This is a genomic window from Rhizobium sp. SG741 (assembly GCF_012275435.1).
GTDB lineage: Bacteria > Pseudomonadota > Alphaproteobacteria > Rhizobiales > Rhizobiaceae > Rhizobium > Rhizobium lusitanum.
The window spans coordinates 239,183-264,985 of sequence record NZ_JAAZQP010000002.1 but is presented as its reverse complement, the minus strand read 5'-3'; the positions used below and the strand labels follow the sequence as shown (position 1 = coordinate 264,985).

Sequence of the window (25,803 nt, the reverse complement as noted above, 5' to 3'; positions counted from 1 at the left end):
CGCGTCCGAGAATTCCCGACCAATCGCCAACATAAATGGAGCTTTCTCTATGAAGTCTGCGACGAGATCGGCCACACCGGCTTTTTTCAGCGCCGCGGAAAGCGACGTCTTTCCGCCAACTGGTGGAGTGCTGAAACGCATTTTCGACGTCTCTGCCGCTCTAACTGCTCTGATCCTCATCAGCCCGCTTTTCCTGATGCTGATGCTACTGGTAAAGCTTTCTGATGGCGGTCCAGCCTTCTATGGCCACCGCCGTATCGGCCACAGCGGCAAAAGCTTCCCCTGCCTCAAGTTTCGGACCATGGTCGTCAACGGCGACAAGGTGCTGCAGGCATATCTGCAGGCCAATCCGAAAGCGATGGAGGAGTGGCGTGCCACCCGCAAGCTGCAGAATGATCCCCGCGTAACCCTTGTCGGTGCGGTGCTGCGCAAGCTCAGCCTCGATGAGCTGCCGCAGCTCATCAACATCATCCGCGGCGAAATGAGTATCGTCGGCCCACGCCCGGTCGTGGAAGACGAACTCGAACTCTACGAGACAGCTGCGATCTACTATCTGCAATCCCGCCCTGGCCTGACAGGCCTCTGGCAGGTCAGCGGCCGCAACGACGTCTCCTATGCCAGCCGTGTCGCCTTCGACACGCATTACGTCAAGAACTGGTCGCTCGGCAGCGACATGATGATCATTGCCAAAACCATTCCTGCAGTCTGCCTTTCTCGTGGCAGCTACTGAAAACGACCGGCAGATACCCGCAGGAGGTTTCCTGCGGCATTCCCGCACTTGGCGGGACTGCGATCCAATAACAGGGAAGATCCTGCATGATTGAATTTCGGCCTTTAAAGAGGCTTGTTCGCGTAAACACATCTTTTCGGCGCGTAGCTTTCGCCGCCGTCTGCCTCTGCGCGGCATCGGCCGCGGCCCACGCCGACAATATTCCCGGATATCACCTGGGCGTCATGGACAAGCTGCATGTCCGCGTTGCCGAATGGCAGACCGCCGAGGGCACCATTCGTGACTGGGCGGTCGTCTCGGGCGATTACACGGTCGGCCCTTCCGGCTCGATCTCCATCCCTTTCATCGGTGACATGCCCGCCATGGGCAAGACGACGGACGAGATCGCCGAAGCTATCGGCATCGGCCTGCAGAAGCAGTTCGGCCTGCGCGATCGCCCGTCGGCCTCCGTCGAAATGTCGCAGTTTCGACCGATCTACCTTTCCGGAGAGGTCCAAAATCCGGGTGAGTTTCCCTTTGCGCCCAATCTGACCGTGCTTAAGGCCGTGAGCCTCGGCGGCGGCATGCGCCGTGCAGATGCAGGTCAGCGCTTTGCGCGCGATTTCATCAACGCCAAGGGTGATGCGGTCGTCTATATGGCCGAGCGCGGACGCCTGCTGATGCGCAAGGCACGTCTGCTTGCCGAATTGGCCGGTAAGGACGAGATCGAGGTCCCCGCAGAACTCAAGCAATTGCCGCAAGCATCTGCCCTGCTCGCAAGCGAGAAAGCGCTGATGGATACACGCAGCCAGCGCATGAAGACGCAGCTGCAATCCCTGGAAGATCTGAAGACGCTCTTGCAGAACGAAGTCGAAGCTCTTGCGAAGAAGAACGATACGCAGAGCCGTCAGCTGGAACTGGCGAAGGCCGACCGTGACAAGGTCGAAAGCCTTGCCGAACGGGGGCTGGAACTTGCGTCTCGCCGGATTTCCGCCGAGCAGCGCGCATCCGATCTGGAGGCAACACTTCTGGATACCGAGACGGCGTCGCTGAAGGCCAAGCAGGACATCAACAAGGCCAATCAGGACGAAAACACGCTGCATAACGATTGGCAGAGCTCGCTGGCGAAGGATATGCAGGACACCGACACGGAGCTGGAAACGCTGCAGCTGAAACTTTCCACCAGCCAGTCCCTCATGCAGGAAGCGGTCGCCCAGTCGGCCGATGCCAGCAACCTCGATCCCAGCGGGCAAAGCGTGAGCATCACCTATACGATCATTCGCGACGACAAAGGCCAGACGAAGGAAATTACGGCCCAGGAGAATACCCAGGTGCTGCCCGGTGACCTCATCAAGGTCAGCACGGGTCTTGCAATACGATAGGGAGAGCTGATGCGGATCGCCAAATCGGTCTTCGTCCGTCCGGGAAGCAACGCTACCTACGGCATGGTGGCGACTGCCCTGTCTTTATTCGTCTTTGCCTATTCCCCTCGCTTCGGCCAGCCGTCCATTCTGCTTTACTACACCCTGTGGTTTCCGCTCGTTCTGATGGACTATCGCAACGTGCTGGGCAACTATCGGAAGCAGCTCTGGCTCTTCGCGTTCGGCGTCCTGACCTGCCTGTCGATCTTCTGGTCGGCTGCCCCCCCGGTGACCGCGCGCGCGGCGATACAATATATGACGCACATCATCTGCGCCCTGATCGCCATGCGCACGCTGGATATCCGCACGCTGACCCGCGGCGCGATCGCCGGCACCGGCATCGTGCTTATCTATTCGATTCTATTCGGATATTATGCCTATGATCCCATCGACGGGAACTACAGCTTCGTCGGCGCCTTCGATTCCAAGAACCAGCTCGGCTTCTATGCATCGCTTGGTATCTATTTCGCTTTTGCGGCCGTCTTCATCCTCGGCGAGCGCCGAATCTGGATGGTCGGCGCGGGAATTGCCGGACTGCTGTCGGCCTATTGTCTGCTTGCCTCGCAATCAGCGACTTCGGTCCTGACCACGGGATTGGTCGTGATGCTCGGTCTCAGCATGCGCGTCATTCTTTTCCTGTCGCCGAAGCAGCGCAAGACGCTTTTTGCTGCGGTCGCCATTTCCGTTGTCGTCCTTGCGGTTGCCGGCGTCTATCTCGGCGCTGTCGATCTCGTGCTCGGCGCCTTCGGCAAGGATTCGACACTGACGGGCCGTACCTATCTCTGGCAACAGGGTATCGCGGCAGCGCAATTGAACCCCTTCTTCGGGGTCGGCTATCAGGCCTATTGGGTCCAGGGCTTTTCCGAACCGGAGCGCCTGTGGGAAGAATTCTTCATCGCTTCGCGCACGGGCTTCCATTTCCACAACACTTATATCGAAACGACGGTCGAAACCGGGCTGGTCGGCGTCCTCTTGCTCGCCTCGATACTGCTGACGACGGTCATCGGCCATATCAGTCGCTTCTTGAGCGACAACAGGAATGACGAATCCTACGTGCTACTGGGTATAGCAATACTGCTTCTGATCCGCTCCTTCGTCGAGATCGACATTCTCAACCCGTATCATGTCGGCTCTTTCCTGTTCTACTTCTCGGCAGGAAAGCTATCGATGCGGACGCGCGTGCCGAAGGCCGATCCTCTCGTTTCCTACGACCGGATGGAATTTGCGCCACCGGCGAACTGGGAGCCGCGAACCGGCCGATGAAAACGCTTTACGGAATCCAATATCTTCGCGCCTTTGCCGCCCTCGCCGTGGTGCTGTTCCATGCGGCGGAGCGCAGCGGGAGCCATTTCCGCATCGGCGCGGCCGGCGTCGACATCTTCTTCGTCATCAGCGGCTTCATCATGTGGACCATGAGCGAGCGCCGGCCGGTGACGCCACTGCGCTTCCTGCTCGACCGCCTGCAACGGATCGCGCCATCCTATTGGATCGTCACGGCGATCATGATCGTCGGCGCGATCGTCGGCCTGTTCCCGAACATGAAACTGACGGCAGGCCACATCGCCGGCTCGCTCCTGTTCATTCCGGTGCGCTCTCCGAGCAACGGCGAGATCTGGCCGGTGCTGGTGCAGGGCTGGACGCTGAACTTCGAGATGTTCTTCTACGTCCTCTTTGCAGCCTGCCTGTTCCTGCCGCGGCGTCTGCGCCTTGGCGGCATGATCGGCATCTTTGCCGCCTTCGTCATTGTCGGCGCCATCTTTGCCCCGCAATCGCCGATGCTTGCCACCTATACAAGGCCGATCATCCTGGAATTCGTGGCTGGCGCCGTCCTCGGACAGCTGTGGCTCAAGGGAAATGTTCCCGGCGCCGGTCTCGGTCTTGCCCTGATCATCGCATCGATCTCGGGCTTTGCCGCAATCGAGATATTCGGCCTCGAGTTCAACGAGATTACCTGCGGCCCGCTCGCCATCGCGCTCGTGCTGGGCATGGTTTCGGTGGAGCGCAGTGGCAGGCTGCCGGAAATTCCGCCGCTCACCTATCTCGGGAACAGCTCCTATTCCATCTATCTCTGGCATACCCTGGCGATCTCGGTGATCGCAAAGCTCGTGGCCTCCACACCGATCCCATCAGATGTCACCGCCTTCATCGGCGCGATAGCGGGTACCCTGCTCGGCATCTTTGCCTATGAGCTTGTCGAAAAGCCGATGCGCAATCTGTTGCGAAACGTCAGCTGGCGAAGAGCGCGCCCTTCGCCAGCGTGAAGGCATGATCCGACCTCACATGCGCCGGCGGCGCAACTGATCGAAATAGACGATGACGATGATCAGCACGCCGGTGATGATGCGCTGCCAGAAAGAGTTCAGGTTCAGGAGATTGGCGCCGTTGTTGATCGTGGCCAGAATGAAGGCGCCGATCAGCGGGCCATAGACGGAGCCGACAGCGCCGAACAGGCTGGTGCCGCCGATAACGGACGATGCGATCGCCTGCAGCTCCCATCCGTCCGCCTGCGTGGCATTGCCGATGGCAATGCGCGAAGCAAGCAGCACGCCGACGAAGGCGGCGCAGGTTCCCGACAAAATATAAGCGAGGTAGATCATCCCGTTGACGTTGACGCCGGAGAGCCGCGCCGCCTCGCGGTTGGAGCCGACGGCGAAAAGATAGCGGCCCCACCGACTCAAATGCAGGAAGACGACGGCCGGGATCGCCACGAAGATGACCATCCAGAACAGGCTCGGGATGCCCAGGAAATCGGCGACAGCGAAATTGGTGAAATCGTCATTGACGATGTTGATGGTCGAGCCGTTGGTAATGAGCAGGCCGATACCGCGCAGGGACGTCAGCGTCGCCAGCGTGATGATGAAGGGCGGCAAACCCATGCGCACGATGCCGAAACCATGGAACGCGCCGATCAGCACACCGAACAACAGGGTGATCAAGATGGCAGCCCAGACCGGAAATCCGGCTTGAAGCAGCCAGGCGACGATGACGGTACAGAAGCCGACGATTGCTCCCACGGAGAGATCGATACCCGCGGTGATGATGACGAAGGTCTGGCCCAGCGCAAGAATGGCCGTCATCGATCCCTGGCGCGCCAGGTTGGTGATGTTGAGCGGCGTCCAGAACTTATCGGTCCAGAATCCGAGCACAACCCAGAGAGCCAAGAGGAGCAGGATCAGCGTCAAGCTGAAGAGGATATTCATCTTGCGTCGCGGCGCGACGGCGGGGCCTTCTGTGGTGTTCGCGGCCATTCTTGTTCTCCCTCTTTCGACTTGTTTATCGTTCAGACGCAATCGCCTCGCCGAGGACTTCCTCATGCGTTGCGGCGTGAAAATCATGGCTGGCAACCAGCTGGCCGTGTCGGAAGACATGCAGACGATCGGCGAGCTCATAAACCTCGGGCAGATAGGACGAGATGACGATGATGCCCGCCCCGTCGCGAAGCAGCTTGGCGAACAGCCGGTAGATTTCCGCCTTGGTGCCGACATCGACGCCGACGGTCGGCTCATCGAAGATGAACAGCTTGGCGCCATGGCTCAGCCATTTGCCGATCACGACCTTCTGCTGATTGCCGCCCGACATGGCGGAGACCAGGACCCGCCTGCTCGGCGTCTTGATGCTGAGATCGCGGATCTGCTTGTCGGCGTTTACAGCCTCATTCCTATTGTTGATGATCGGACCGTGGCTCAGCCGTTTGAACACGGGCAGATTGATGTTGAGGCCGATCGGCAGGTTGAGGCAGAGCCCCTGATCGCGACGGCTCTCCGGCGCGAGTGCAATGCCGAGCTCCATCGCGTCGCGTTCGTTGCGGATTTCGACCTTGCGTCCCTTCCAATGGATTTCTCCTGCCGTGACCGGCTGGCGGCCATAAAGGCCAAGGGCAAATTCGCTGCGGCCGGCGCCGATCAGCCCATAGAGCCCGACGATCTCGCCAGCCCGGACAGACAAGGAAATATCCTCGAAACCGGGGCCGGAGAGGCCGCGCGTCTCCAGGATCGTGTCGCCGATCGGGATCTTTTCCTTGTGGTAGATCTGCTCGATCGAGCGATTGATCATCAGCTTGATCAATTCGTCCTCATTGGTCTCGCTGATCGTGCGCGTGCCGACATGCGTGCCGTCGCGCAGCACGGAAACGCGATCGGCAAGCTCGAAGACCTCTTCCATGCGGTGGCTGATATAGACGATCGTCACGCCTTCGCTCTGCAGACGCCGGATCAGCTTGAACAGTTGCGCCGATTCCTTTCGCGTGAGATAGGCGGTCGGCTCGTCGAAGATCAGGAACTGGGTGCCACGCATCGCGGCCCTTGCGGTCGCGACCAACTGCTGCTGACCAATGGTGAGAGAGCTCAGGAGTTCGGCGGCGGGCAGTCCGAAGCCGAGGTCGTCAAGTACCGTCTGGGCCATAGCGACCATCTGCTTCTTGCGCATCAGGCCAAAACGATTGACCTCGTCGCCGAGAAAGAGATTGGCCGCAACGGTCAGGTGCGGACAAAGGACGACCTCCTGATGCACCGCATTGATGCCGCGGGCAATCGCTTCATTGGGATTGGCAAGGGCGACAGGATGGCCGCACCAGAGTATCTCGCCGGCCGTCCTGGTGATGACGCCGGTCAAAAGCTTGATAAGCGTCGACTTGCCGGCTCCGTTCTCGCCGACAATGGCATGGATCTCGCCCGCCAGGAACGTGACGGTCGCCGGTTTCAGCGCCTCGACATAGCCATAGCGCTTCTGCAACCCCTTGAGCTCGAGAATGGGCGAGCCGGCCGGAATGCGGCTTGCTTCCGTCTTGGTCGTGTCATCGTGCCGATGGCTGATTTCTTCGAGGCTCGTCATGGGGTCTCCTCCCTCTCGCATCGCCGCGCGACCGCCCATAAGGCGGACAGAGCGTGATGCCAAAAGTGTGAGCGGTTTTCGACATCACGCTCTAGTTTTTTGCTTCTAGAGCGGATTCAGATTTTAGGTCGAATAGACCTAAAATCATCCGGCTCTGGACGAAAAGGCTGCGCCCGACGGATCGGGCGCAGCCTCCAAGCCTTACTTGACCTTCGGGTTCAACAGGGCGTCGATCTTCGGATCGCTCATGTTCGCCTTGGTGACCAAGTTGGCGCCGGTGTCGACATTTGCCGCAACCTTTTCCTTCTTGGAGGCGGCGAGCGCCGTCTTGATGCCGTCGTAGCCCATGCGATACGGATCCTGCACCACGAGACCGGCGAGAACGCCCGACTTCAGGAAGCCAACTGTTTTGTCGTCATTGTCGAAGCCGATCACCTTGATCTTGTCGCCGAGCTTGTTTTCGGCGATTGCCTGGCCGACGCCCTGCGCCATGATCAGGTTGGAGGCGAAGACGCCGACCAGCTTCGGATTGGCGGTAATCAGGTCGGTCATCATGTTGAGACCCGTGGTGGCCTGACCGTCCGCATACTTATCGGCGACGACTTTTAGGCCCGGATACTTGCTCTTGACCTGTTCCAGGAAGCCCTGACGACGCTGGTCGAGAGAGCCGACGCCCGGCAGGCTGGTGATGATGGCGATCTCGCCCTCTTCCTTGCCGGTCATGCCCTTGATTGCTGCGGCAAGACCATCGGCGGCGATGCGGCCGCCCTGCGTGTTGTCGGTTGTCAGGAACGAGATGAAGGATTTGGAATCGGCGGCAGAGTCAATGCCGACCACCGGCACGGACTTGGCAGCTTGATCCACTGGCTTGCCGAGCGCCTTGAATTCGGTCGGCGAAATGACCACGGCGGCCGGCTTGCCGGCAACCGCGTTTTCGAGAATGCTGATCTGACCGTTGATATCGGATTCCGACTGCGCACCCAGCTCCGGCACCTTGACGCCGAGATCCTTGCCCGCCTGGCGTGCGCCGGCAAGAACGATCTGCCAGTAGAAGGACGTCGTGTCCTTGACGATGATGGGAATGGTCACATCGGCCGCGAAGGACTGCGCCGGCATGGCCATTGCGATGAAGGCAGCGCCGGCAAGACCGGCAAGGCTGCGACGGGTCAGAAGTGACTTGGCAATATTCATCTGCTTCTCCTCTCAACGCGCTCTGTTCTCCTGCACACCCGCCGTTGAACGCTTACGGCTCGGTATCGTGACGCCCTGAGGCATCACACATCGCGCAGCGGCACTGGCCACCGACGCCAAAACAGGCTTTCCTCCTCCTCGAAGCCGCCTATCCCGGCGGCCCGATAGCTTCTATCTCTGCCTATACCCGGACGGCCTCGTCTCCCAACGGGGGCGCAACCAGGGTCAATCCTTCAAATTCCGCATAGAGGCTGTCGGGAAGCCGAGGCTCCACGAGCTGCATATTGCGGATAAGACTTGTCGCTTTCGCCGTGCCGATCAGGACCGAGGCCACGCAAGGATGGCGCAATGGGAACTGCAGCGCCGGCTGGGCAAGCGGCAGGCCATGCGTGCGTGCGATTTCCTCCATCGCACCAACCTTGGCCACTACGTCCGGCGTTGCCGGAAGATAGTCGAAATGCGCGCCGGGCACAGGGCCGGTTGCAAGAATGCCGGAATTGAAGACGCCACCGACGACCAGCGACGTGCCCTTCTTCTCGCAAAGCGGCAGCAGCTCCGCGACTGCGGAACGGTCCAGCAGGGTATAACGGCCGGCAAGAAGAATACAGTCGATATCGGCTGCATGCATGACATCGAGGCAAACCGGCACCTCATTGACGCCGAGACCATAGGCCTTGATCGTGCCGGACGATTTCAGCTCCTCCAGCGCCCTCAACCCGGATCCCAGGAGCTGGCCGAGATAGCGCTCGTTCAGCGCCTTGCCGTGCGTATAGCCGCCAATGTCGTGGACGTAGAGCATGTCGATGCGGTTGAGGCCGAGGCGGGCATAGCTGAACTCCACCGACCGCATGATGCCGTCATAGGAATAATCGTAGTCGGCATCGAACGGCAGCGGATCGACATAGCCGTAATTCGGCACCTTGTCGCTTGGCACCGGACGCATCAGGCGTCCGACCTTGGTCGAGAGGACATAGCTGTCTTCCGGCTGGTCGCGCAGGAAATCGCCGACGTAACGCTCACCGAGGCCGAAGCCATACCAGGGCGCGACATCGAAATAGCGGATGCCGCTGTCCCAGGCAGCCTGCAAGGTTTCCATCGCCTGGTCGCGGGGGCAAGCGCGATAAAGGCCGCCCAATGCCGCAGCGCCGAAGCTGACTTCGGTGACCTCCAGGCCCGTCCTGCCGATCGTTCTCTTCTTCATCACCTCTCCCTTGTGATGACGCTATTTCAATTTCCATCGCATCCGGCCACTGAAGCCCGAACACTTATGTCCTGCAATATCCATCGATGGTGACAAGGCCGGAACCATAGCTGACCGCTGCCCTTTGGCAGAAGGATCCGAGACCGGTCATTCACTTCTCTCCCTGATCATTGGCGTAACGGGAAGTTTTCAACATTCCATTCGCCAATTGCTTTTGTTTTTTATCTACAATAAACATTTTGGAGTCAACGAGGAAATCGCTGCCGCCCTGGACGAAGGCGGGCAAGACGGTTCGGGCAATACTCCTGCAATCGACTGCCATTCGATAATGGTTTAGACAGCGCCGCCAACAAAGAGCGGTGACAGTAAGCGAGGGAGGAAATGGCGAGACAAAACACGCTCTTCAAGGAAGCATATAACCGTTATGCGGCCGGTCTAAAGGCCGATACCGCGCTGCCGAGCGAGCCCGAGATCGCCGCCGAACTCGGCGTCAGCCGCAGTACTGCGCGAGCCATCCTGATGCGTCTAAGTGACGCTGGCATCATTCTTTGGAACAAGCGGCAAAAGACCGTGCTCCGTCAGCCGACGCAGGACGATTTCTTTCCGGAGGAAGAAACCAATTCGCTGCACGATATCATCGAGCGCAGCTTCATGCTGCGCATCATGTCCGACGAAGCGCAGCCCGGCATGCAGATCAACGAGCTCGAACTGGCGCGCGAGATCGGGACCGGCACTTCCGTCGTGCGCGAGTTCCTCATCCGCTTCAGCCGCTTCGGCCTGATCGAAAAGCGGCCGAACAGCCATTGGATTCTCAAGGGCTTTACCAGGGAATTCGCGCTGGAACTGGCCGATGTGCGGGAAATGTTCGAAATGCATTCGGCCGCCGAATTCGGTCGCCTGCCACCGGATCATCATGCGTGGAAAGCGCTCAAGGCGATCGAGCGGGAACATCACGACCTGATCGAGGATTTCGATGCACGTTACCGTGACTTTTCGCGCCTCGACGAGAAGCTTCACCTGCTCATCCATCGCGCTTCGAACAATCGCTTCATCGCCGATTTCTACGATGTCATCGCCATCGTGTTCCACTATCACTATCAATGGAACAAGACGTTCGCCCGCGAACGCAACGCCCGTGCCATCGCCGAGCATCTCGCCTATATCGAGGCGCTGCAATCGCGCGACCCGCAGCGGATCGACGCCGCCTGCCGCAGCCATCTCGCCTCGGCGCGACAGACGCTGCTGCAGTCTATCCCGCAGGCCGCAACCGAGCTCGCCGGGTCGGCCGCCTGAAAGCATGAAGTCAGCCCGGCCTTCTTTCGCCGGGCGTCCCCCGGGATCTCACCGACCGAGGCGATCGCGATCGCCCCTTCCGTTGGTCACTGCGCCGTCAGCGTCAGCTTACGGTTCGCGAAACGTGAAGAAGAGGCCTCGATCGTGATCGCGCCGACTTCACCCGTTGCCTGAAGCCAGAATCCGGTGGTTCCTCCTTGGAAGGCGACCACCTGCGGACCGATCACCCGTGCCGGGCCATCGACCTTGATGGTGACGATATCGTTGAGGAAGGGCAGACGCGAACCCGCCTGGTCGAGCGCGCGGACGATGACACGCACCGCATCGCGTTCCCCAGCGCGCAAGATATCGGCATCGGCCTCGACCTGAAGCGTCGTCGGAAGTGGATTGGCGACCATCTTCAGCGCCGCCACCGGCTTGCCGCCGATATAGCCGGTGAACTGCACGTCCTCCCATTCCATGCCCCACACACCCAGCTCGTCGGGAGTGAAATTGCGGTGATCGAAAACGACGGGCGGATGCGGCAGATGCGGGAAGGTCTCGCGATCGGGGCCAAGCCGCTTGGTAAGCGAACCATAACGCAGCTCAACTTCATCGCAATTGGTCAGAACGGTAAGCGGCAAGGCGCCGCCGATATTGCGCTCGCCGCGCGCCCAGATCGTCACCGGCTTCATGACGACCTCTTCGGAGGGTTCGCACTGGCTGGCATAGGCGTAAGCGGCGAATTTCGGTTCGCGGAACATGTCCATGACGCCGTGGTAGCAAATGCGGTCGCCCGAACCGAAATCGCTATGAGTATTGTAATCGAACATGCACCATCCGATGGCGCCGGAGATCGAGGGGTCGCCATAGGCGGCATTCAAGACCTCCAGATGACGGCGCACATGCTCGGCCTGGCGCTGCTCCTGATCGTAGATCTTCGTCGGATACATATGGCCGCCGAATTCAGTAATCAGATAGGGCACGTCCTTGGAAAGACCGGTGTTTTCCTGCTGGGGCCTCAGCGGCGTGCGCGGCCGGTTGGCGCCCGGCAGTTCCTCGTTGCCGAGAATGAAATCGTTCATCGTATAGACGTCCTCGAGCATTTCGCTCTCGGTGATGTAGCGAACGCCGCCGGTCTGGCGCGTCGGATCGAGTTCGCGCGCAAGCCGGTTCGTCTCGGCGTAAAAATCATGTGAATCCTGGGATTCGTTGATGCGCACGCCCCAGATGATGATCGAGGGATGGTTCCAGTCACGCTCGATCATGCGCCGCACGTTGCGGATCGATTCCTGCTGCCATTCCTTACCGCCGATATGCTGCCAACCTGGGATCTCCTCGAAAACCAGAAGGCCGATGCGGTCGCAATGCTCGAGGAACCACTTCGACTGCGGGTAATGCGAGGTGCGCACGATATTGCACTTCAGCGTTTGCTTCATGATCTCGGCGTCACGCTCCTGCGCCGACCGGCCCATGGCGTAGCCGACATAGGGGAAAGCCTGATGCCGGTTCAGCCCGCGCAATTTCAGTTTCCTGCCGTTCAGAAGAAAGCCCTCGGCGGTGAAGGCGGCGGTGCGGAATCCAAAAGTGGTGGCGTGACGATCCGATCCGTGATCGGTCGCAAGCTCGACCTCAGCCGCATAGAGCGCGGGATTGTCGAGGTCCCAGAGCGCAATCCCGGCCAAGCGATCGAACGCAACCGTCACGCTCCCGCCGGAGGTTTCGCCGCGCGCAGAGGCCAGCACTGTGCCGTCGGGGCCGCGCAACGTGACGGTTGCCGTGCCCTTGAAAGCGAGATTTTGCGGATTGGCGAAATCACAACGCACGGTCGCGGACTTGAGATCGGCAAGCACACTGCCGGTCTCGACCTTGATGTTGGCGATCGATACCGGAGCCGCGAGCTTGAGCCAGACGTCGCGATAGATGCCGGCATAGGTCAAATAATCGATCCGGCCGCCGAAGGGCGGGATTTCCGGGTTCTCGCTGCCATCGATCTTGACGGTGAGAAGATTCTCGCCGTGCTGCAGGCGGCCGGTCAAGCGCGCCTCGAAAGGCGTATAGCCGTCCTTGTGGGCGACGATCTCCTCGCCGTTCAAATAGACGACGGCATCGGCCATGGCGGCGTCGAAGATCAGCGACACCTCCCGCCCGGCAAAATCGTCGCTCCAATTCAATATCTTCTGATAGGTGAAAGCGCGCTGATAGGATTTCTCGTCGAAATAGTTGAACGGCAGTTCGACTGCATTATGCGGCAGCGTAACGATCTGCCCCTCTTGCGGGCGGCCGGCATCTGCGGGCGAGAACCCTTCACGGAACGTCCAGGATTCGTTGAAGGCGACAACAGAACGCATATTCAATCCTATCGATAGAGCCCGTCGCATCCGGGACGAACATATGTTGGCTGGAAAAGCAGACGCACGGCGACGCTGGCTGGTCACCTCGGGGCGATATGTATACAGGCTCGCAATATCAGCGCAATGCGACCGGTTGGCGGATTTCGATTTCCAGACATTGCCGGCCGCAGCGCTGGTGGCGTTGCCTGCCACCGGTCTAGCGGCCTCGTCCGCTCTTCGTCTCCTCGGTGGGGCTGCGCACCGCGGCATACATGCCTGTCGTGCGGAACTCTGTCGGGTTGATGCCGTAAATGCGGCGAAACACCTTGGAGAAATAGTTTGCGTCGTCGAAGCCCGACATGATCGCCACTTCCTTGACGGGAATGAAAGCTGCCTTCGTCAGGAGCTTCGCCGCCCGCTGCATGCGCTGCTGCAGCACGAATTCTGCCGGCGGCACGCCTTCGCTTTCGGCAAAGACGCGAGAGAAATGGGCTCGGCTGAGGCCGCTCGCCTTCGCGAGCTCGCTGACCGGCAGCGGCTTGTCGAGATTGGCGCTGATATAGTCGATGACAATCTGCATGGCGGAGCGATCGGCGGCAAAGGCGTGCGAGCCGAAGACGTCGTCATAAAGCACCATCGCCGCTTCATAGGCGATGGCCGAGGCCGAGGCCGGTGTCTTGGCACTCCCGATAAGCCGCAGGCTGCAATCGGCGAGATGATCAATCGTAGCCTGCTGCAATCGCAGAATGGGACCTGCTGCTGCAAGGATCAGACGATGGATGCGCAGAGCCTCCTCGCCGTTCATCGATATCCAGAAATATTCCCAGCGCTCGCCCTTTTCCAGCCAGTACCGATGATTGTGCGGCACGAGCACCAGCAGCGTATCGCCGGCGCCAAGGCGATAGTTGCGGTTTTCATAGCGCAGCCGGCCGCTGCCGCTGATAGTATGCTGGAGCACCGTAAATGGCGTCTGGCCGCGTCGGCGCCCGTCCCAATCGTAAAGCTCGTTGTCCCTGATTTCATAGCCGGCGCTGGTCGGCATGGCATGCAGCCGGTGGCGTCCGCGCGGCAGAGAAACCGTCCGCATGACCTGTCCATTATCGATCAATTCCTGCAGCACAAAATTACCCTTGAAAGCATAATTGTTCTCTGGTCGGCCCGATGATTATAGGCATAATCCCGCCAGAAAACAGCACTTACCCGCCGAAGAGGATCGGCGGACGGAGGAAACCCCACGATTTCGACCGTGTCTCGCAACCGTTGTGACCATGGGACGAAAATGCTGTCGTCTTCCCTGCTGCTGCTTGTTCGATCGACCTGAAGGTGAGGATCATGAGTTTCAAAATCGCCATTATCGGTGCCGGCAGCGTCGGCTTCACGAAAAAGCTGTTTACCGACATTCTCTGCGTGCCGGAGTTTCGCGACGTCGAGTTCGCGCTGACCGATCTCAGTGAGCACAATCTGATGATGATCAAGGCGATCCTTGACCGGATCGTCGAGGCCAACAAGCTGCCTACACGCGTCACCGCCACCACGGACCGCCGCGAGGCGCTGGATGGCGCGCGCTATATCATCAGCTGCGTGCGGGTCGGCGGCCTGGAAGCCTATGCCGAAGACATCCGTATTCCGCTGAAATACGGCATCGACCAGTGCGTCGGCGATACGATCTGTGCCGGCGGCATTCTCTACGGCCAGCGCAACATTCCGGTCATTCTCGATTTCTGCAAGGACATCCGCGAGGTCGCCGAGCCCGGCGCCAAATTCCTGAACTACGCCAACCCCATGGCGATGAATACCTGGGCGGCGATCGAATACGGCAAGGTCGACACGATCGGTCTTTGCCACGGCGTCCAGCATGGCGCCGAGCAGATCGCCGAGGTGCTCGGCGCAAAGGACAAGAGCGAACTCGACTATATCTGCTCGGGCATCAACCATCAGACATGGTTCGTCGACCTGCGGCTCAACGGCCGCAAGATCGGCAAGGACGAATTGATTGCCGCCTTCGAGGCGCATCCGGTCTTTTCGCAGCAGGAGAAATTGCGCATCGACGTGCTGAAGCGGTTCGGCGTCTATTCCACCGAAAGCAACGGGCATCTGTCCGAATACCTGCCATGGTATCGCAAGCGGCCGGACGAGATCAACAAATGGATCGACATGTCCGACTGGATCCACGGCGAGACCGGTGGTTACCTGCGCCATTCGACCGAGACCCGCAACTGGTTCGAGACGGAATTCCCGCAGATCCTCGAAAGCGCCTCGCAGTTGATCGATCCGGGCAGGCGTTCCAACGAGCATGCGAGCCATATCCTGGAGGCGCTGGAGACCAACCGCGTCTATCGTGGTCATTTCAACGTCAAGAACAATGGCGTCATCACCAATCTGCCTGACGATGCCATCATCGAATCCCCCGGTTTCGTCGATCGCTTCGGCATCAATATGGTGGCGGGCATCACATTGCCGGAAGCCTGCGCGGCGACCTGCATTTCTTCCATCAACGTCCAGCGCATGTCGGTGCATGCCGCGATCAGCGGCGATATCGACCTGCTGAAGCTTGCCGTTCTGCACGACCCGTTGGTCGGTGCCGTCGCCACTCCGGAGGAGGTTTGGCAGATGGTCGATGAGATGGTTGTGGCCGAAGCCCGCTGGCTGCCGCAATATGCGCACGCGGTTGATGGAGCCAGGGATCGGTTGTCGCGCGGCAAGGTCAAGACGCGCAACTGGAAGGGTGCGGCAAGCCGCAACGTCCGTTCGATCGAGGAACTGCGGGCAGAAAAGGCCGCCCTGAAACAGGCTGGCTGATGCAGGGGGAATTCGGGAAATAAGCCATGCGGCGGGGATTTCAGGGGAGGCCCACCGCCGCAAGACGGCCATTTCTCGCTGTGCTGGAGGAATGCGGCGCCTCAAAGGAAGCGCTCGCGATAATGGGAGAGAGAACAAGATGAGACATTTTCGACCGATCGGCCTTCTTGCCGCGTTGACGATTGCCACATCCGCAATCGCCATCAGCGCCTATGCAGCCGAACCGACAGTGCCACCCGTTCCACCGGTCTTTCCGGCGGAAGGAAAGATCAAATATGTCGAGCGCAGCTCCATCCTGGAGTTCAAGGCGCTGCCGGAATATCACGAACCCGCCTGGGTCACCGACAACTTCGTCAAGACCGGCAAGCTGCCGCCGGTCAAGGATCGCCTGCCGAAGGAGCCGCTTGTCTTCAAGACCGGCAACATGCCCGACGGCATCGGTGTCTACGGCGACACGCTTCGCCATGTAATCGGCGGCCGGCCGGAAGGCTGGAACTATGGCGCCGGCCAGACCCAGGGCTGGGGCGGCATCGATATCGGCCTGTCAGAGTGCCTGACACGCACCGCGCCGCTGTTCCAGGTCGAGGCGAAGGATACCGAGCCGCTGCCGAACCTCGCCAAGGGCTGGGAATGGTCGCCGGACGGCCATAAGCTGACCATGCACCTGATCGAGGGCGCGAAATGGTCCGACGGCGCGCCCTTCAACGCCGACGACATCATGTTTTATTGGGAAGATGAAGTCATCGATCCGAACGTCTCGCCGCTCGGCGGCGGCGCTTCGCCGGAAGCTTTCGGCGTCGGCACGACCTTGAAGAAGATTGACGACTATACGATCGAGTGGACCTTCAAGGATGCCTTCCCGAAGCAGTACCTCTACACGATGGCCTATCCTAATTTCTGCCCGGGTCCGTCGCATATCCTGAAGCCGCAGCATCCGAAATATTCGAAAAATACCTACGACCAGTTCAAGAACGCTTTCCCGCCTGAATATATGAACATACCGGTCATGGGCGCCTGGGTGCCGGTCGAATATCGCTCCGACGATATCATCGTCATGCGCCGCAACCCCTACTACTGGAAGGTCGACGAGAAGGGCAATCAGCTGCCTTACCTCAACGAGCTGCACTACAAGCTTTCCACCTGGGCGGACCGCGACGTGCAGGCCGTTGCCGGCTCCGGCGATCTGTCGAACCTCGAACAGCCGGAAAATTTCGTCGCCTCGCTGAAGCGGGCCGCGCAGCCCGATTCGCCTTCACGTCTGGCCTTCGGCCCTCGCCTTATAGGCTATAACTTGCAGATGAATTTCTCCGCCAATGGCTGGGGCAACCCGGATGCGCGCAGTCAGTCAGTCCGCGAGCTGAACCGCAACGAGGATTTCCGTAAGGCCGTCACCATGGCGCTCGACCGCAAGGCAATCGGCGAGTCGCTGGTCAAGGGACCGTTCACGGCGATCTATCCGGGTGGCCTGTCCTCGGGCAGCAGCTTCTATGACCGCAATTCCACCGTCTATTACCCGTTCGATCTTGCCGGGGCGAAGGCCGAACTGGCAAAGGCCGGGCTCAAGGACACCGATGGCGACGGCATCGTCAACTTCCCGGCCAGCGTCAACGGCGGCAAGGATGTCGAAATCACCCTCCTGGTCAACAACGACTACACCACCGACAAGAGTCTTGCCGAGGGTGTCGTCGCTCAGATGGAAAAGCTCGGGCTCCGCGTCATCATCAACGCGCTCGACGGCCCGAAGCGTGACGACGCCAATTATGGTGGTCGCTTCGACTGGATGGTCCGCCGCAACAGCACCGAGCTGGCGTCGGTCGTGCAGAATACCGAGCAGCTTGCCCCGGTCGGCCCGCGCACAAGCTGGAACCATCGCGCGCCCGAAAGCGGCGAGTTGGACCTGATGCCCTTCGAAAAGGACATGGTCGATATCGTCAACAAGTTCACCACTTCGAAGGATAACGACGAGCGCGTGGCTCTGATGAAGCAATTTCAGAAGATCTCCACCGGGCATCTCTACAATATCGGTCTGACCGAATATCCGGGTGCGCTCATCATCAACAAGCGCTTCTCGAATGTTCCCCCCGGCACGCCGATCTTCCTCTTCAACTGGGCCGAGGACTCCATCATTCGCGAGCGCCTCTGGGTAGCTGCGGACAAGCAGGGCAAATACGAACTGTTCCCGCAGGAGCTTCCGGGTGCGCCGGGCAGCGCCGGTCCGATCAAATAGGGGCGACCGGCAACCACGATTGGCAGCCGGCCATCCACCGGCTGCCAATCGGACATCAAGCATTCCGGCGGCTCGCCCGCCGGCCGAACTGAACACCGCCGGCGTCTGCCGTCCCTGACGGATCGGGGCAGCCGCCAGCATCAAGAGAAGCGAACCGTCCCATGTTACGATTCCTGCTCGTCCGCATAGCCTCTGCCATCCCCGTGCTCTTCATCCTGAGCGTGGTGACTTTCGCCATCATACAGGCGCCGCCGGGTGACTATGCCGATTACATCCGCTCGCAATTGATGAACCAGGGCGGCGCATCTTTCGCACAGGCCGACGCGCAGGCGCAGGTCTACCGCCGCGAACACGGGCTCGACAAGCCACTGGTCGTCCAATACGTCAACTGGATCGGCGGCATCGTCACCAGGGGCGATTTCGGCTACAGCATGTTCTACAACAAGCCTGTCGCGGACGTTGTCGGCGAGCGCCTGCCCAGAACGCTGGCGCTGGCCCTGGTGTGCCACATCCTGGCATCCGTTCTCGGCATCGGTTTCGGCATATGGGCAGCGACGCGGCAATATAGTTGGGTCGACAGCCTGCTCTCAGGTATATCCTTCCTCGGCATGACGGTGCCGCGCTTCCTGATGGCGCTGATCATCGTCTATATCCTCGTCTTCCAGCTCAACGTCTCGGAAATCGGCAGCTTCTTCTCGCCGCAATATGGCGGCGCACCCTGGTCCTGGGGAAAGTTCGCCGATCTCGTCAAGCATGTCTGGCCTGTCGTGGCGATCGCCACCTTCGGTGGGCTCGCCTACAATATGCGCATCATGCGCGGCAACCTGCTCGACACGCTGAACGCGCAATATGTCGAGACCGCGCGCGCCAAAGGCCTTTCCGGCAGCGCCGTCGTCATGCGCCATGCCGTGCCGAATGCGCTGCACCCTTTGGTCATGTATCAGGGCGTGGTGCTGCCCTACATGCTGACGGGCGAAATCGAGACCGCAATCATCTTCACCTTGCCGACCGTAGGTCCGGCGATCGTCGGCTCGATGGCGGTCGGCGACGTCTATGTCACCGCCACCTTCATGCTGGTGCTTTCGGCAACCCTCATCATCGGCAACATCATCGCCGACATGCTGCTCGCCCTGCTTGATCCGCGCGTGCGCCAACAGGGAGGGATCCACTAATGCTCGCCTTCAGCAACTCCCCGCCCCCGCCTGGCGAAACGATCAAGCACAAGCGCGGCAATGAGAGCTACATGGCGCTGGTCTGGCGCCGCCTGAAGCGCTCCTGGACCGGCATGGGCGGCCTCATCCTCGTCATCCTGCTGCTGTTGATGTCGATCTTCGCCGAATTCATCGCACCGCTCGATCCGAAGGCGACCGATAGCGGCTTCGCGCCGCCGCAGGTCATCAGCTTTCATGACAAGGACGGCAATTTCGTCTTTCAGCCCCGCGTCTACGCTCTGGTCGAGACGAGCGATCTCGACCCGGTTACGTTCCAGCCGATCGTCGGCCCCGACTATGACAATCCGCGCCCGCTCGGCCTTTTCGTCAAGGGCGCGCCCTATTATCTCTTCGGTCTGATCCCCGGCGACCGGCACCTCTTCGGCACGACCGACGGCGGGCCCGTGCATTTCCTCGGCACGGACAAATTCGGCCGGGACATCCTGTCGCGCGCCATCTACGGCTCGCGCATCTCGCTGATGATCGCCTTGACGGTGGTTACCATCGTTACCATCGTCGGCACGACGGTCGGGATGATCTCCGGTTATTTCGGCGGCACGCTGGACGCCTGGATCCAGCGCTTCGTCGAAGTCGTTCTGGCCTTCCCGCAACTGCCGCTCTACCTGGCGCTGACCTCCCTCATCCCGGTGACGGCGCCGACCAATGTCTTCCTCGCCTTCGTCATCGTCGTCATGTCGGCGCTCGGCTGGGCGCAGATGTCGCGCGAGGTCCGCGGCAAGACGCTTGCGCTGGCGAGGATCGAATATGTGCGTGCAGCCATGGCGGTCGGGGCAACCGACCGGCGCATCATCCTCCAGCACATATTCCCCAACGTCATGAGCCACGTCATCGTCGCCGTGACGCTCGCGATCCCAAGCGTGGTGCTGCTCGAATCCTTCCTGGGTTTCCTCGGCTTTGCCGTCAAGCCGCCGCTGATCTCGTGGGGCTTGATGCTGCAGGACACCTCGACCTATTCGGTCATCGGCTCCTACCCCTGGATCCTCTCACCCGTCGCCTTCGTTCTCGTCACCGTCTTCGCCTTCAACGCACTCGGCGATGGCTTGCGCGACGCGATCGATCCCTATTGAGAGGAGAACAGTTATGGCTCTCGCACTCGTCAATACCTTCGCTCCCGACACCCGCCTCGACGCCGCCGACAAGGCTGTGGCTCCCGTCATCGACGCCCGCAATGTCGCCGTCAAATTCAAGGTCGAGGATGGCATCGTCGATGCCGTCAAGGATATCTCCTTCCAGCTCTATCGCGGGGAAACCATCGCCATCGTCGGCGAATCCGGCTCGGGGAAATCCGTGACGGCACGCACCGTGATGGGGCTGCTGACCAAGCGCGCCGTCGTCTCGGACAAGTCCACCATCCATTACGACGGCAAGAATGTGTTGAAATTTTCGGAGCGTGCCCGGCGGCAGCTGCGGGGCGATCGCATCTCGATGATTTTTCAGGAGCCGATGAGCTCGCTCAACCCGATCTATACGATCGGCGGCCAGATCGTCGAAGCGATCCGTGTCCATCGCAAGATCGGCCGCCGCGAAGCCCAAAAAAAGGCGCTGGACCTGCTCAAGCAGGTCCGGATCCCCGATCCCGAGGCCCGGCTGATGCAATATCCGCATCAGCTGTCGGGTGGCCAGCGTCAGCGCGTCATGATCGCCATGGCGCTTGCCAACGATCCGGACGTGCTGATCGCCGACGAGCCGACGACCGCGCTCGACGTGACCGTGCAGGCGCAGATTCTGAACCTGATCCGCGACCTGCAGAAGCAACTCGGCATGGCGGTGATCCTGATCACGCACGACCTGACGGTCGTGCGCCAATTCTCCGATTATGTCTATGTCATGCAGCATGGCGAGATGCGTGAGCACAACAGGACCGAAGAGCTGTTTTTACATCCGCAACATCCCTACACGCAGCATCTTCTCTCGTCGGAGCCGCACGGACAGGCGAAGCCGCTGCCTCCGGATTGCGGCACGGTACTCGAGGGCAAATCCGTCAAGGTCGCCTTCATGTTGCGCCACGGCACCTTCTTCAAGCCTGACATGCGCGAGTTGGTCGCCGTCGACGGCCTCAACCTCGAACTGCGCCGCCATGAAACGCTTGGCCTGGTCGGCGAATCCGGTTCCGGCAAGACCACCTTCGGCCAGGCGCTGCTGCGCCTCATCGATGCCGATAGCGGCGAGATCTACTTCGACGGACAGGCGATCCACGACCGCTCGCGGGCCGAGATGCGGCCGCTGCGTTCCCGCATGCAGGTCGTCTTTCAGGATCCTTTCTCTTCACTCAATCCGCGCATGACCATCGGCCAGATCATCGGCGAAGGGCTGGTGGTCAACAACATCGGCCAGAGCAAGGCTGAGCGGCTGGAACGCGTGAAGGACGCACTCGTCAGCTCCGGCATGCCCGCCAATATCCTCTCGCGCTTCCCGCACGAGTTTTCCGGCGGCCAGCGCCAGCGCATCGCCATCGCCCGCGCCATCGCGCTCGAGCCGGAATTCATTCTACTCGACGAGCCGACCTCAGCGCTCGATCTTTCCGTTCAGGCCCAGATCATCGACCTTCTGCGCAAGCTGCAGGACGAGCGGGGCTTGAGCTACCTCTTCATCTCGCACGACCTCAAGGTCGTCCGCGCCCTTTGCCATCGTGTCATCGTCATGCAGCATGGCAAGATCATGGAAGAAGGGCCGGTCGAAGAGGTTCTGTCCCATCCCAAGACCGCCTACACCGAACGCCTTGTCAGAGCGGCGTTCGAGGTAGCTTCCTAGCATCCAGGAGATTTTTACATGACAGGCACTCCCAAGATCACATTCATCGGCGCCGGCTCGACCGTCTTCATGAAAAACATCATCGGCGACGTCTTACAGCGCCCTGCCCTTGCAGGCGCAAGAATAGCACTGATGGACATCAATCAGCAGCGACTGGAAGAAAGCGCCATCGTGGCCCGCAAACTGGCCTCGACGCTCGGGGCCCCTGCCACGGTCGAGATCTTCACGGACCAGCGCAAGGCGCTGGAGGGCGCTCACTTCGTCGTCGTCGCCTTCCAGATCGGCGGCTACGAGCCCTGCACCGTCACCGATTTCGAAGTTCCGAAGAAATACGGCCTGCGCCAGACGATCGCCGATACGCTCGGCGTCGGCGGCATCATGCGCGGCCTGCGCACCGTGCCGCATCTCTGGAAGATCTGCGAGGACATACTCGCCGTCTGCCCGAACGCGATCATGCTGCAATATGTGAACCCGATGGCCATCAATACCTGGGCCATCGCCGAAAAATATCCAGCCATCAAGCAGGTCGGGCTCTGCCACTCCGTGCAGGGCACGGCGATGGAACTGGCTCACGATCTCGACATTCCCTATGACGAGATCCGCTATCGCTCGGCCGGCATCAACCACATGGCCTTCTACCTCGCATTCGAGCATCGCCAGCCGGATGGTTCCTATCGCAACCTATATCCGGATCTCGTCCGTGCCTATCGCGAGGGACGCGCGCCGAAGCCCGGCTGGAACCCGCGCTGCCCGAATAAGGTGCGCTACGAGATGCTGACGCGCCTCGGCTACTTCGTTACCGAAAGCTCGGAGCACTTCGCCGAATACACGCCCTACTTCATCAAGGAAGGCCGTGAGGATCTGATCGAGAAGTTCGGCATCCCGCTCGACGAATATCCGAAGCGCTGCATCGAGCAGGTGGCTCGCTGGAAGAACCAGGCAGAGGAATATCGCACGGCCGACAAGATCGAGGTCAAGCAATCGAAGGAATACGCATCCTCGATCATCAACTCGGTCTGGACCGGCGAACCCTCCGTCATCTACGGCAATGTCCGCAACAATGGCTGCATCACGTCGCTGCCCTACAATTGCGCCGCCGAGGTTCCCTGCCTCGTCGATGCCTCCGGCATCCAGCCCACCTTCATCGGCGACCTGCCGCCGCAGCTGACCGCGCTCATCCGCACCAATATCAACGTGCAGGAACTGACGGTGAAGGCCCTGATGACTGAAAATCGCGAGCACATCTACCACGCCGCGATGATGGATCCGCACACGGCCGCCGAACTCGACCTCGACCAGATTTGGTCGCTGGTCGATGAACTGCTGGCAACCCATGGCGATTGGCTGCCGGAATGGGCACGCGGCAATCGCAAGGTTCAGGCCGCCTAAAGCCACTCTCTCCCGGCTAGCGGCCAAAAGGCCCCGCGGCGCTGCCGCGGGGCCCTACGTCTTTGACCGGGCTGGAGAAAGTGAAAATCTAAAACGCAGCGGATGGCGCATCGATAACCGATGGCAAAGCACAATCGATTGCGTTAAAAACGGTCGCAGTTTGGAGGAGACGAACGACATGGCCAGCTCGGAAACATTCGCCACCGGAACATTCGTCGGACGTATCTGGCGTCCCGATGTCGGTGGCCCTGCCCTCGTTACTGTCCGGGATGGCACCGTTTACGACATCACCTCGAAGGAAGCGCCGACGACGCGTGATCTTCTCGAGCGCGACGATCCGGTCGCTTTCGTCCGCGCGCAGAAGGGTGAAGCCGTTGCCGGTCTCGACGCCCTGCTGGCTGCCAAGGCCGACCTCTCGGCCATCCATCTTCTCGCTCCCATCGACCTGCAGGCGATCAAGGCCTGTGGCGTCACCTTCGCTCGCTCGATGCTCGAGCGCGTCATCGAAGAACGCGCGGCCGGCAATCCGGATCTTGCTGAATCCATCCGCGGCAAGGTTACCGCTCTGATCGGCGACAGCCTGCGCAATCTGAAGGCCGGTTCCGCCGAGGCGGCCAAGGTCAAGGCGGCGCTGATCGAGGAAGGTGTCTGGTCGCAATATCTGGAAGTCGGCATCGGCCCGGATGCCGAGGTCTTTTCCAAGTCGCAGGTGATGTCCTCAGTCGGACCAGGTGCCGATGTCGGCCTGCATCCGATCTCCAAGTGGAACAATCCCGAGCCGGAAATCGTGCTCGCCGTCGACAGCCAGGGCCGGGTCAAGGGCGCGACGCTCGGCAACGACGTCAACCTTCGCGATGTCGAGGGTCGGTCCGCCCTGCTGCTCGGCAAGGCCAAGGACAATAATGCCTCCTGCTCGATCGGCCCCTTCATCCGCCTGTTCGACGAGAGCTATGGGCTGGACGACGTGCGCGACGCCGATCTCGACCTCAAGGTTGAGGGCGAGGATGGCTATGTGCTGCATGGCCGTTCGTCGATGAAGGAAATCAGCCGCGATCCCCTCGATCTCGTCTCCCAAACCATCGGCCGCCATCATCAGTATCCGGACGGCTTCGTGCTGTTCATGGGAACGCTTTTTGCACCTGTGGAGGACCGTGACACCCCCGGACAAGGCTTCACCCACAAGGCCGGCGACGTCGTCACCATCTCCAACGACAAGCTGGGCGCGCTGCGAAACCGGGTGCTCCTGTCGACGGAATGCCCGCCCTGGACCTTCGGCGCATCGCACCTGATGCGGAACCTGGCGCGGCGGGGATTGATTTAAGCCCATGCAGGAGTCGACGGTTGCGTGAACGTGCCGTTGATCAAACTGACCGGTCATAAAGGGACGATAGCTTCGCCACCAGCACCCTAGCATCGATGCCGGCGAGATTGCCTCCGGTGAAGAAAGGATCGTCCGTGACTTCCCGTCCTATCCAGTCCGGAAACACCTGCGATTCAAGCTCGGCAACAGATGCCGCTTCGACCTCGCACAAGATCAGGCCTGAAAGCTGCCCTTCGAAGACATCGAGACTGAGCGACTTGGCCGAAGAAACGATACTGTACCGCCTTTTCCGGATGTTTCTGCCGGGCAGTTCGGACAATACGGCGTGTTCGTCCGCGGTCAGGTAGGTGTTGACGATTGGGACGGAGAGTCTGTCATCCGAAGGATATTTTTTACACAGCTTAAATTGAATATCCCGCCCGTCGCCCAAGGTTATTTTCCGCAGGCGTAATCGACTTCCTATTATGTAAAGATCCTCGATCAGCCGAAATGCCACTCCGGATAGTTCCGGGGCTTGGGTGATCAAAAAACGGCGCTCATGTTCAAGCTGAGCATATTTTGGAATTTTGCGCGGCATCTCTTTGCAAAATACACTCAACCGCCAGGCCGAGATAATCCAAACCTCAATGTGTGGACATCGAATGCGGCTGGTTCAGGCGACTGCGAACGGCAGTCAGTTCCGAGGTGGTGTGATTGAGGCGATCGGCGAGAACGCGCATGATTTCGACGGCCATTTCGGGGAAATCGCTGAGCAGCTTCAGAAAATGCTCTTTGCTGATCTTCAGCGCCTCCAGCCTTGAGGTAGCCTTGACCGTTGCCGTGCGGGAGACGTCGCAGAGAATGGCGATTTCACCAACGATGGAGTTGACGTCAACTTCGGCAACCTTGATCTCGCCAGCCGGACTATCGACGAGAATATCAGCAGTTCCGGAAAGAACAACGTAGGCGGCATCGCCCTGATCACCCTGAAGAAACAGGGTTTGGCCAGCATTATAACTGACGCGATCCGACGTAAACGCCAAAAGCTTCAACTTCGCGGGCGCAATGCGCGAAAAAATCGGCACGCGCTTCAGCATTTCAACTTCATCCTTCAGAAGCATGAGCTTCAAAACCCCCAGTGTTCGGCC

At 60.2% G+C, this 25,803-nt stretch carries 20 protein-coding genes; 12 read left to right on the top strand and 8 right to left on the bottom strand.

From position 1 onward, the window contains the following. Positions 1-49 precede the first annotated feature (49 nt). The 4 genes from FHT29_RS06600 (at position 50) to FHT29_RS06585 (ending at position 4,391) form a co-directional block, all read left to right on the top strand. Positions 50-730, top strand: a complete 681-nt coding sequence (locus FHT29_RS06600; RefSeq protein ID WP_037192757.1) for a sugar transferase — start codon at positions 50-52, stop codon at positions 728-730. Positions 731-816: 86 nt separating this feature from the next. Then, entirely contained in the window at positions 817-2,091 is a 1,275-nt protein-coding gene (locus tag FHT29_RS06595) for a polysaccharide biosynthesis/export family protein (RefSeq protein ID WP_037192759.1), read from the top strand. 9 nt (positions 2,092-2,100) lie between these two features. Then, positions 2,101-3,393, top strand: a complete 1,293-nt coding sequence (locus tag FHT29_RS06590; RefSeq protein WP_047638368.1) for an O-antigen ligase — start codon at positions 2,101-2,103, stop codon at positions 3,391-3,393. Next, positions 3,390-4,391 (top strand): acyltransferase, encoded by a 1,002-nt coding sequence (locus FHT29_RS06585; protein ID WP_037192763.1) that lies wholly within the window; start codon positions 3,390-3,392, stop codon positions 4,389-4,391. Before FHT29_RS06590 ends, FHT29_RS06585 begins: the two co-directional genes overlap by 4 nt. Positions 4,392-4,406: 15 nt before the next feature. On the opposite strand, the gene FHT29_RS06580 is transcribed toward FHT29_RS06585, so the two are convergent. The 4 genes from FHT29_RS06580 to FHT29_RS06565 form a co-directional block, all read right to left on the bottom strand. After that, the gene (locus tag FHT29_RS06580; protein WP_037192765.1) at positions 4,407-5,378 is read right to left on the bottom strand and encodes an ABC transporter permease; all 972 of its coding nucleotides are present in this window, start codon (positions 5,376-5,378) and stop codon (positions 4,407-4,409) included. A 25-nt stretch (positions 5,379-5,403) separates the two neighbouring features. Continuing rightward, the gene (locus tag FHT29_RS06575) at positions 5,404-6,960 is read right to left on the bottom strand and encodes a sugar ABC transporter ATP-binding protein (RefSeq protein ID WP_037192767.1); all 1,557 of its coding nucleotides are present in this window, start codon (positions 6,958-6,960) and stop codon (positions 5,404-5,406) included. Positions 6,961-7,161: 201 nt separating this feature from the next. Continuing rightward, positions 7,162-8,151 (bottom strand): ABC transporter substrate-binding protein, encoded by a 990-nt coding sequence (locus tag FHT29_RS06570; RefSeq protein ID WP_037192770.1) that lies wholly within the window; start codon positions 8,149-8,151, stop codon positions 7,162-7,164. A 181-nt stretch (positions 8,152-8,332) separates the two neighbouring features. After that, entirely contained in the window at positions 8,333-9,352 is a 1,020-nt protein-coding gene (locus tag FHT29_RS06565) for an aldo/keto reductase (RefSeq protein ID WP_168599402.1), read from the bottom strand. 381 nt (positions 9,353-9,733) lie between these two features. Here FHT29_RS06565 and FHT29_RS06560 point away from each other — a divergent pair, with 381 nt between their 5' ends. Further along, on the top strand, positions 9,734-10,645 hold the full coding sequence (locus FHT29_RS06560; protein WP_168599401.1) for a GntR family transcriptional regulator: 912 nt from the start codon (positions 9,734-9,736) through the stop codon (positions 10,643-10,645). A gap of 86 nt (positions 10,646-10,731) precedes the next feature. Here FHT29_RS06560 and FHT29_RS06555 read toward each other — a convergent pair whose 3' ends face one another. Next, the gene (locus FHT29_RS06555) at positions 10,732-12,975 is read right to left on the bottom strand and encodes a glycoside hydrolase family 2 protein (RefSeq protein WP_168599400.1); all 2,244 of its coding nucleotides are present in this window, start codon (positions 12,973-12,975) and stop codon (positions 10,732-10,734) included. Between the two features lie 199 nt (positions 12,976-13,174). Then, complete coding sequence (locus tag FHT29_RS06550; protein ID WP_202032806.1) at positions 13,175-14,044, bottom strand: AraC family transcriptional regulator; 870 nt, start codon at positions 14,042-14,044, stop codon at positions 13,175-13,177. Between the two features lie 245 nt (positions 14,045-14,289). Between FHT29_RS06550 and FHT29_RS06545 the strand changes: the two genes are divergently transcribed. The 7 genes from FHT29_RS06545 (at position 14,290) to FHT29_RS06515 (ending at position 24,676) form a co-directional block, all read left to right on the top strand. After that, positions 14,290-15,756, top strand: a complete 1,467-nt coding sequence (locus tag FHT29_RS06545) for an alpha-glucosidase/alpha-galactosidase (RefSeq protein ID WP_168599399.1) — start codon at positions 14,290-14,292, stop codon at positions 15,754-15,756. 139 nt (positions 15,757-15,895) lie between these two features. Beyond that, positions 15,896-17,983, top strand: a complete 2,088-nt coding sequence (locus FHT29_RS06540; protein WP_047554453.1) for an ABC transporter substrate-binding protein — start codon at positions 15,896-15,898, stop codon at positions 17,981-17,983. Between the two features lie 161 nt (positions 17,984-18,144). Continuing rightward, entirely contained in the window at positions 18,145-19,155 is a 1,011-nt protein-coding gene (locus FHT29_RS06535) for an ABC transporter permease (protein ID WP_037192785.1), read from the top strand. Continuing rightward, positions 19,155-20,282, top strand: a complete 1,128-nt coding sequence (locus tag FHT29_RS06530) for an ABC transporter permease (RefSeq protein WP_037192787.1) — start codon at positions 19,155-19,157, stop codon at positions 20,280-20,282. Before FHT29_RS06535 ends, FHT29_RS06530 begins: the two co-directional genes overlap by 1 nt. A gap of 13 nt (positions 20,283-20,295) precedes the next feature. After that, a complete protein-coding gene (locus FHT29_RS06525) occupies positions 20,296-21,966 on the top strand; it encodes an ABC transporter ATP-binding protein (protein WP_037192791.1) in 1,671 nt (556 codons plus the stop codon). Positions 21,967-21,984: 18 nt separating this feature from the next. After that, positions 21,985-23,355, top strand: a complete 1,371-nt coding sequence (locus FHT29_RS06520; RefSeq protein WP_168599398.1) for an alpha-glucosidase/alpha-galactosidase — start codon at positions 21,985-21,987, stop codon at positions 23,353-23,355. A 178-nt stretch (positions 23,356-23,533) separates the two neighbouring features. Then, positions 23,534-24,676, top strand: a complete 1,143-nt coding sequence (locus FHT29_RS06515; protein WP_168599397.1) for a fumarylacetoacetate hydrolase family protein — start codon at positions 23,534-23,536, stop codon at positions 24,674-24,676. Between the two features lie 40 nt (positions 24,677-24,716). Here FHT29_RS06515 and FHT29_RS06510 read toward each other — a convergent pair whose 3' ends face one another. Both FHT29_RS06510 and FHT29_RS06505 read right to left on the bottom strand, forming a co-directional pair. Further along, positions 24,717-25,253 carry a hypothetical protein gene (locus FHT29_RS06510; protein ID WP_168599396.1) on the bottom strand — a complete coding sequence of 179 codons (537 nt, stop codon included), beginning with the start codon at positions 25,251-25,253 and terminating at the stop codon, positions 24,717-24,719. Between the two features lie 46 nt (positions 25,254-25,299). Then, the gene (locus FHT29_RS06505; RefSeq protein ID WP_034507134.1) at positions 25,300-25,776 is read right to left on the bottom strand and encodes a Crp/Fnr family transcriptional regulator; all 477 of its coding nucleotides are present in this window, start codon (positions 25,774-25,776) and stop codon (positions 25,300-25,302) included. Between the last annotated feature and the right edge of the window lie 27 nt (positions 25,777-25,803).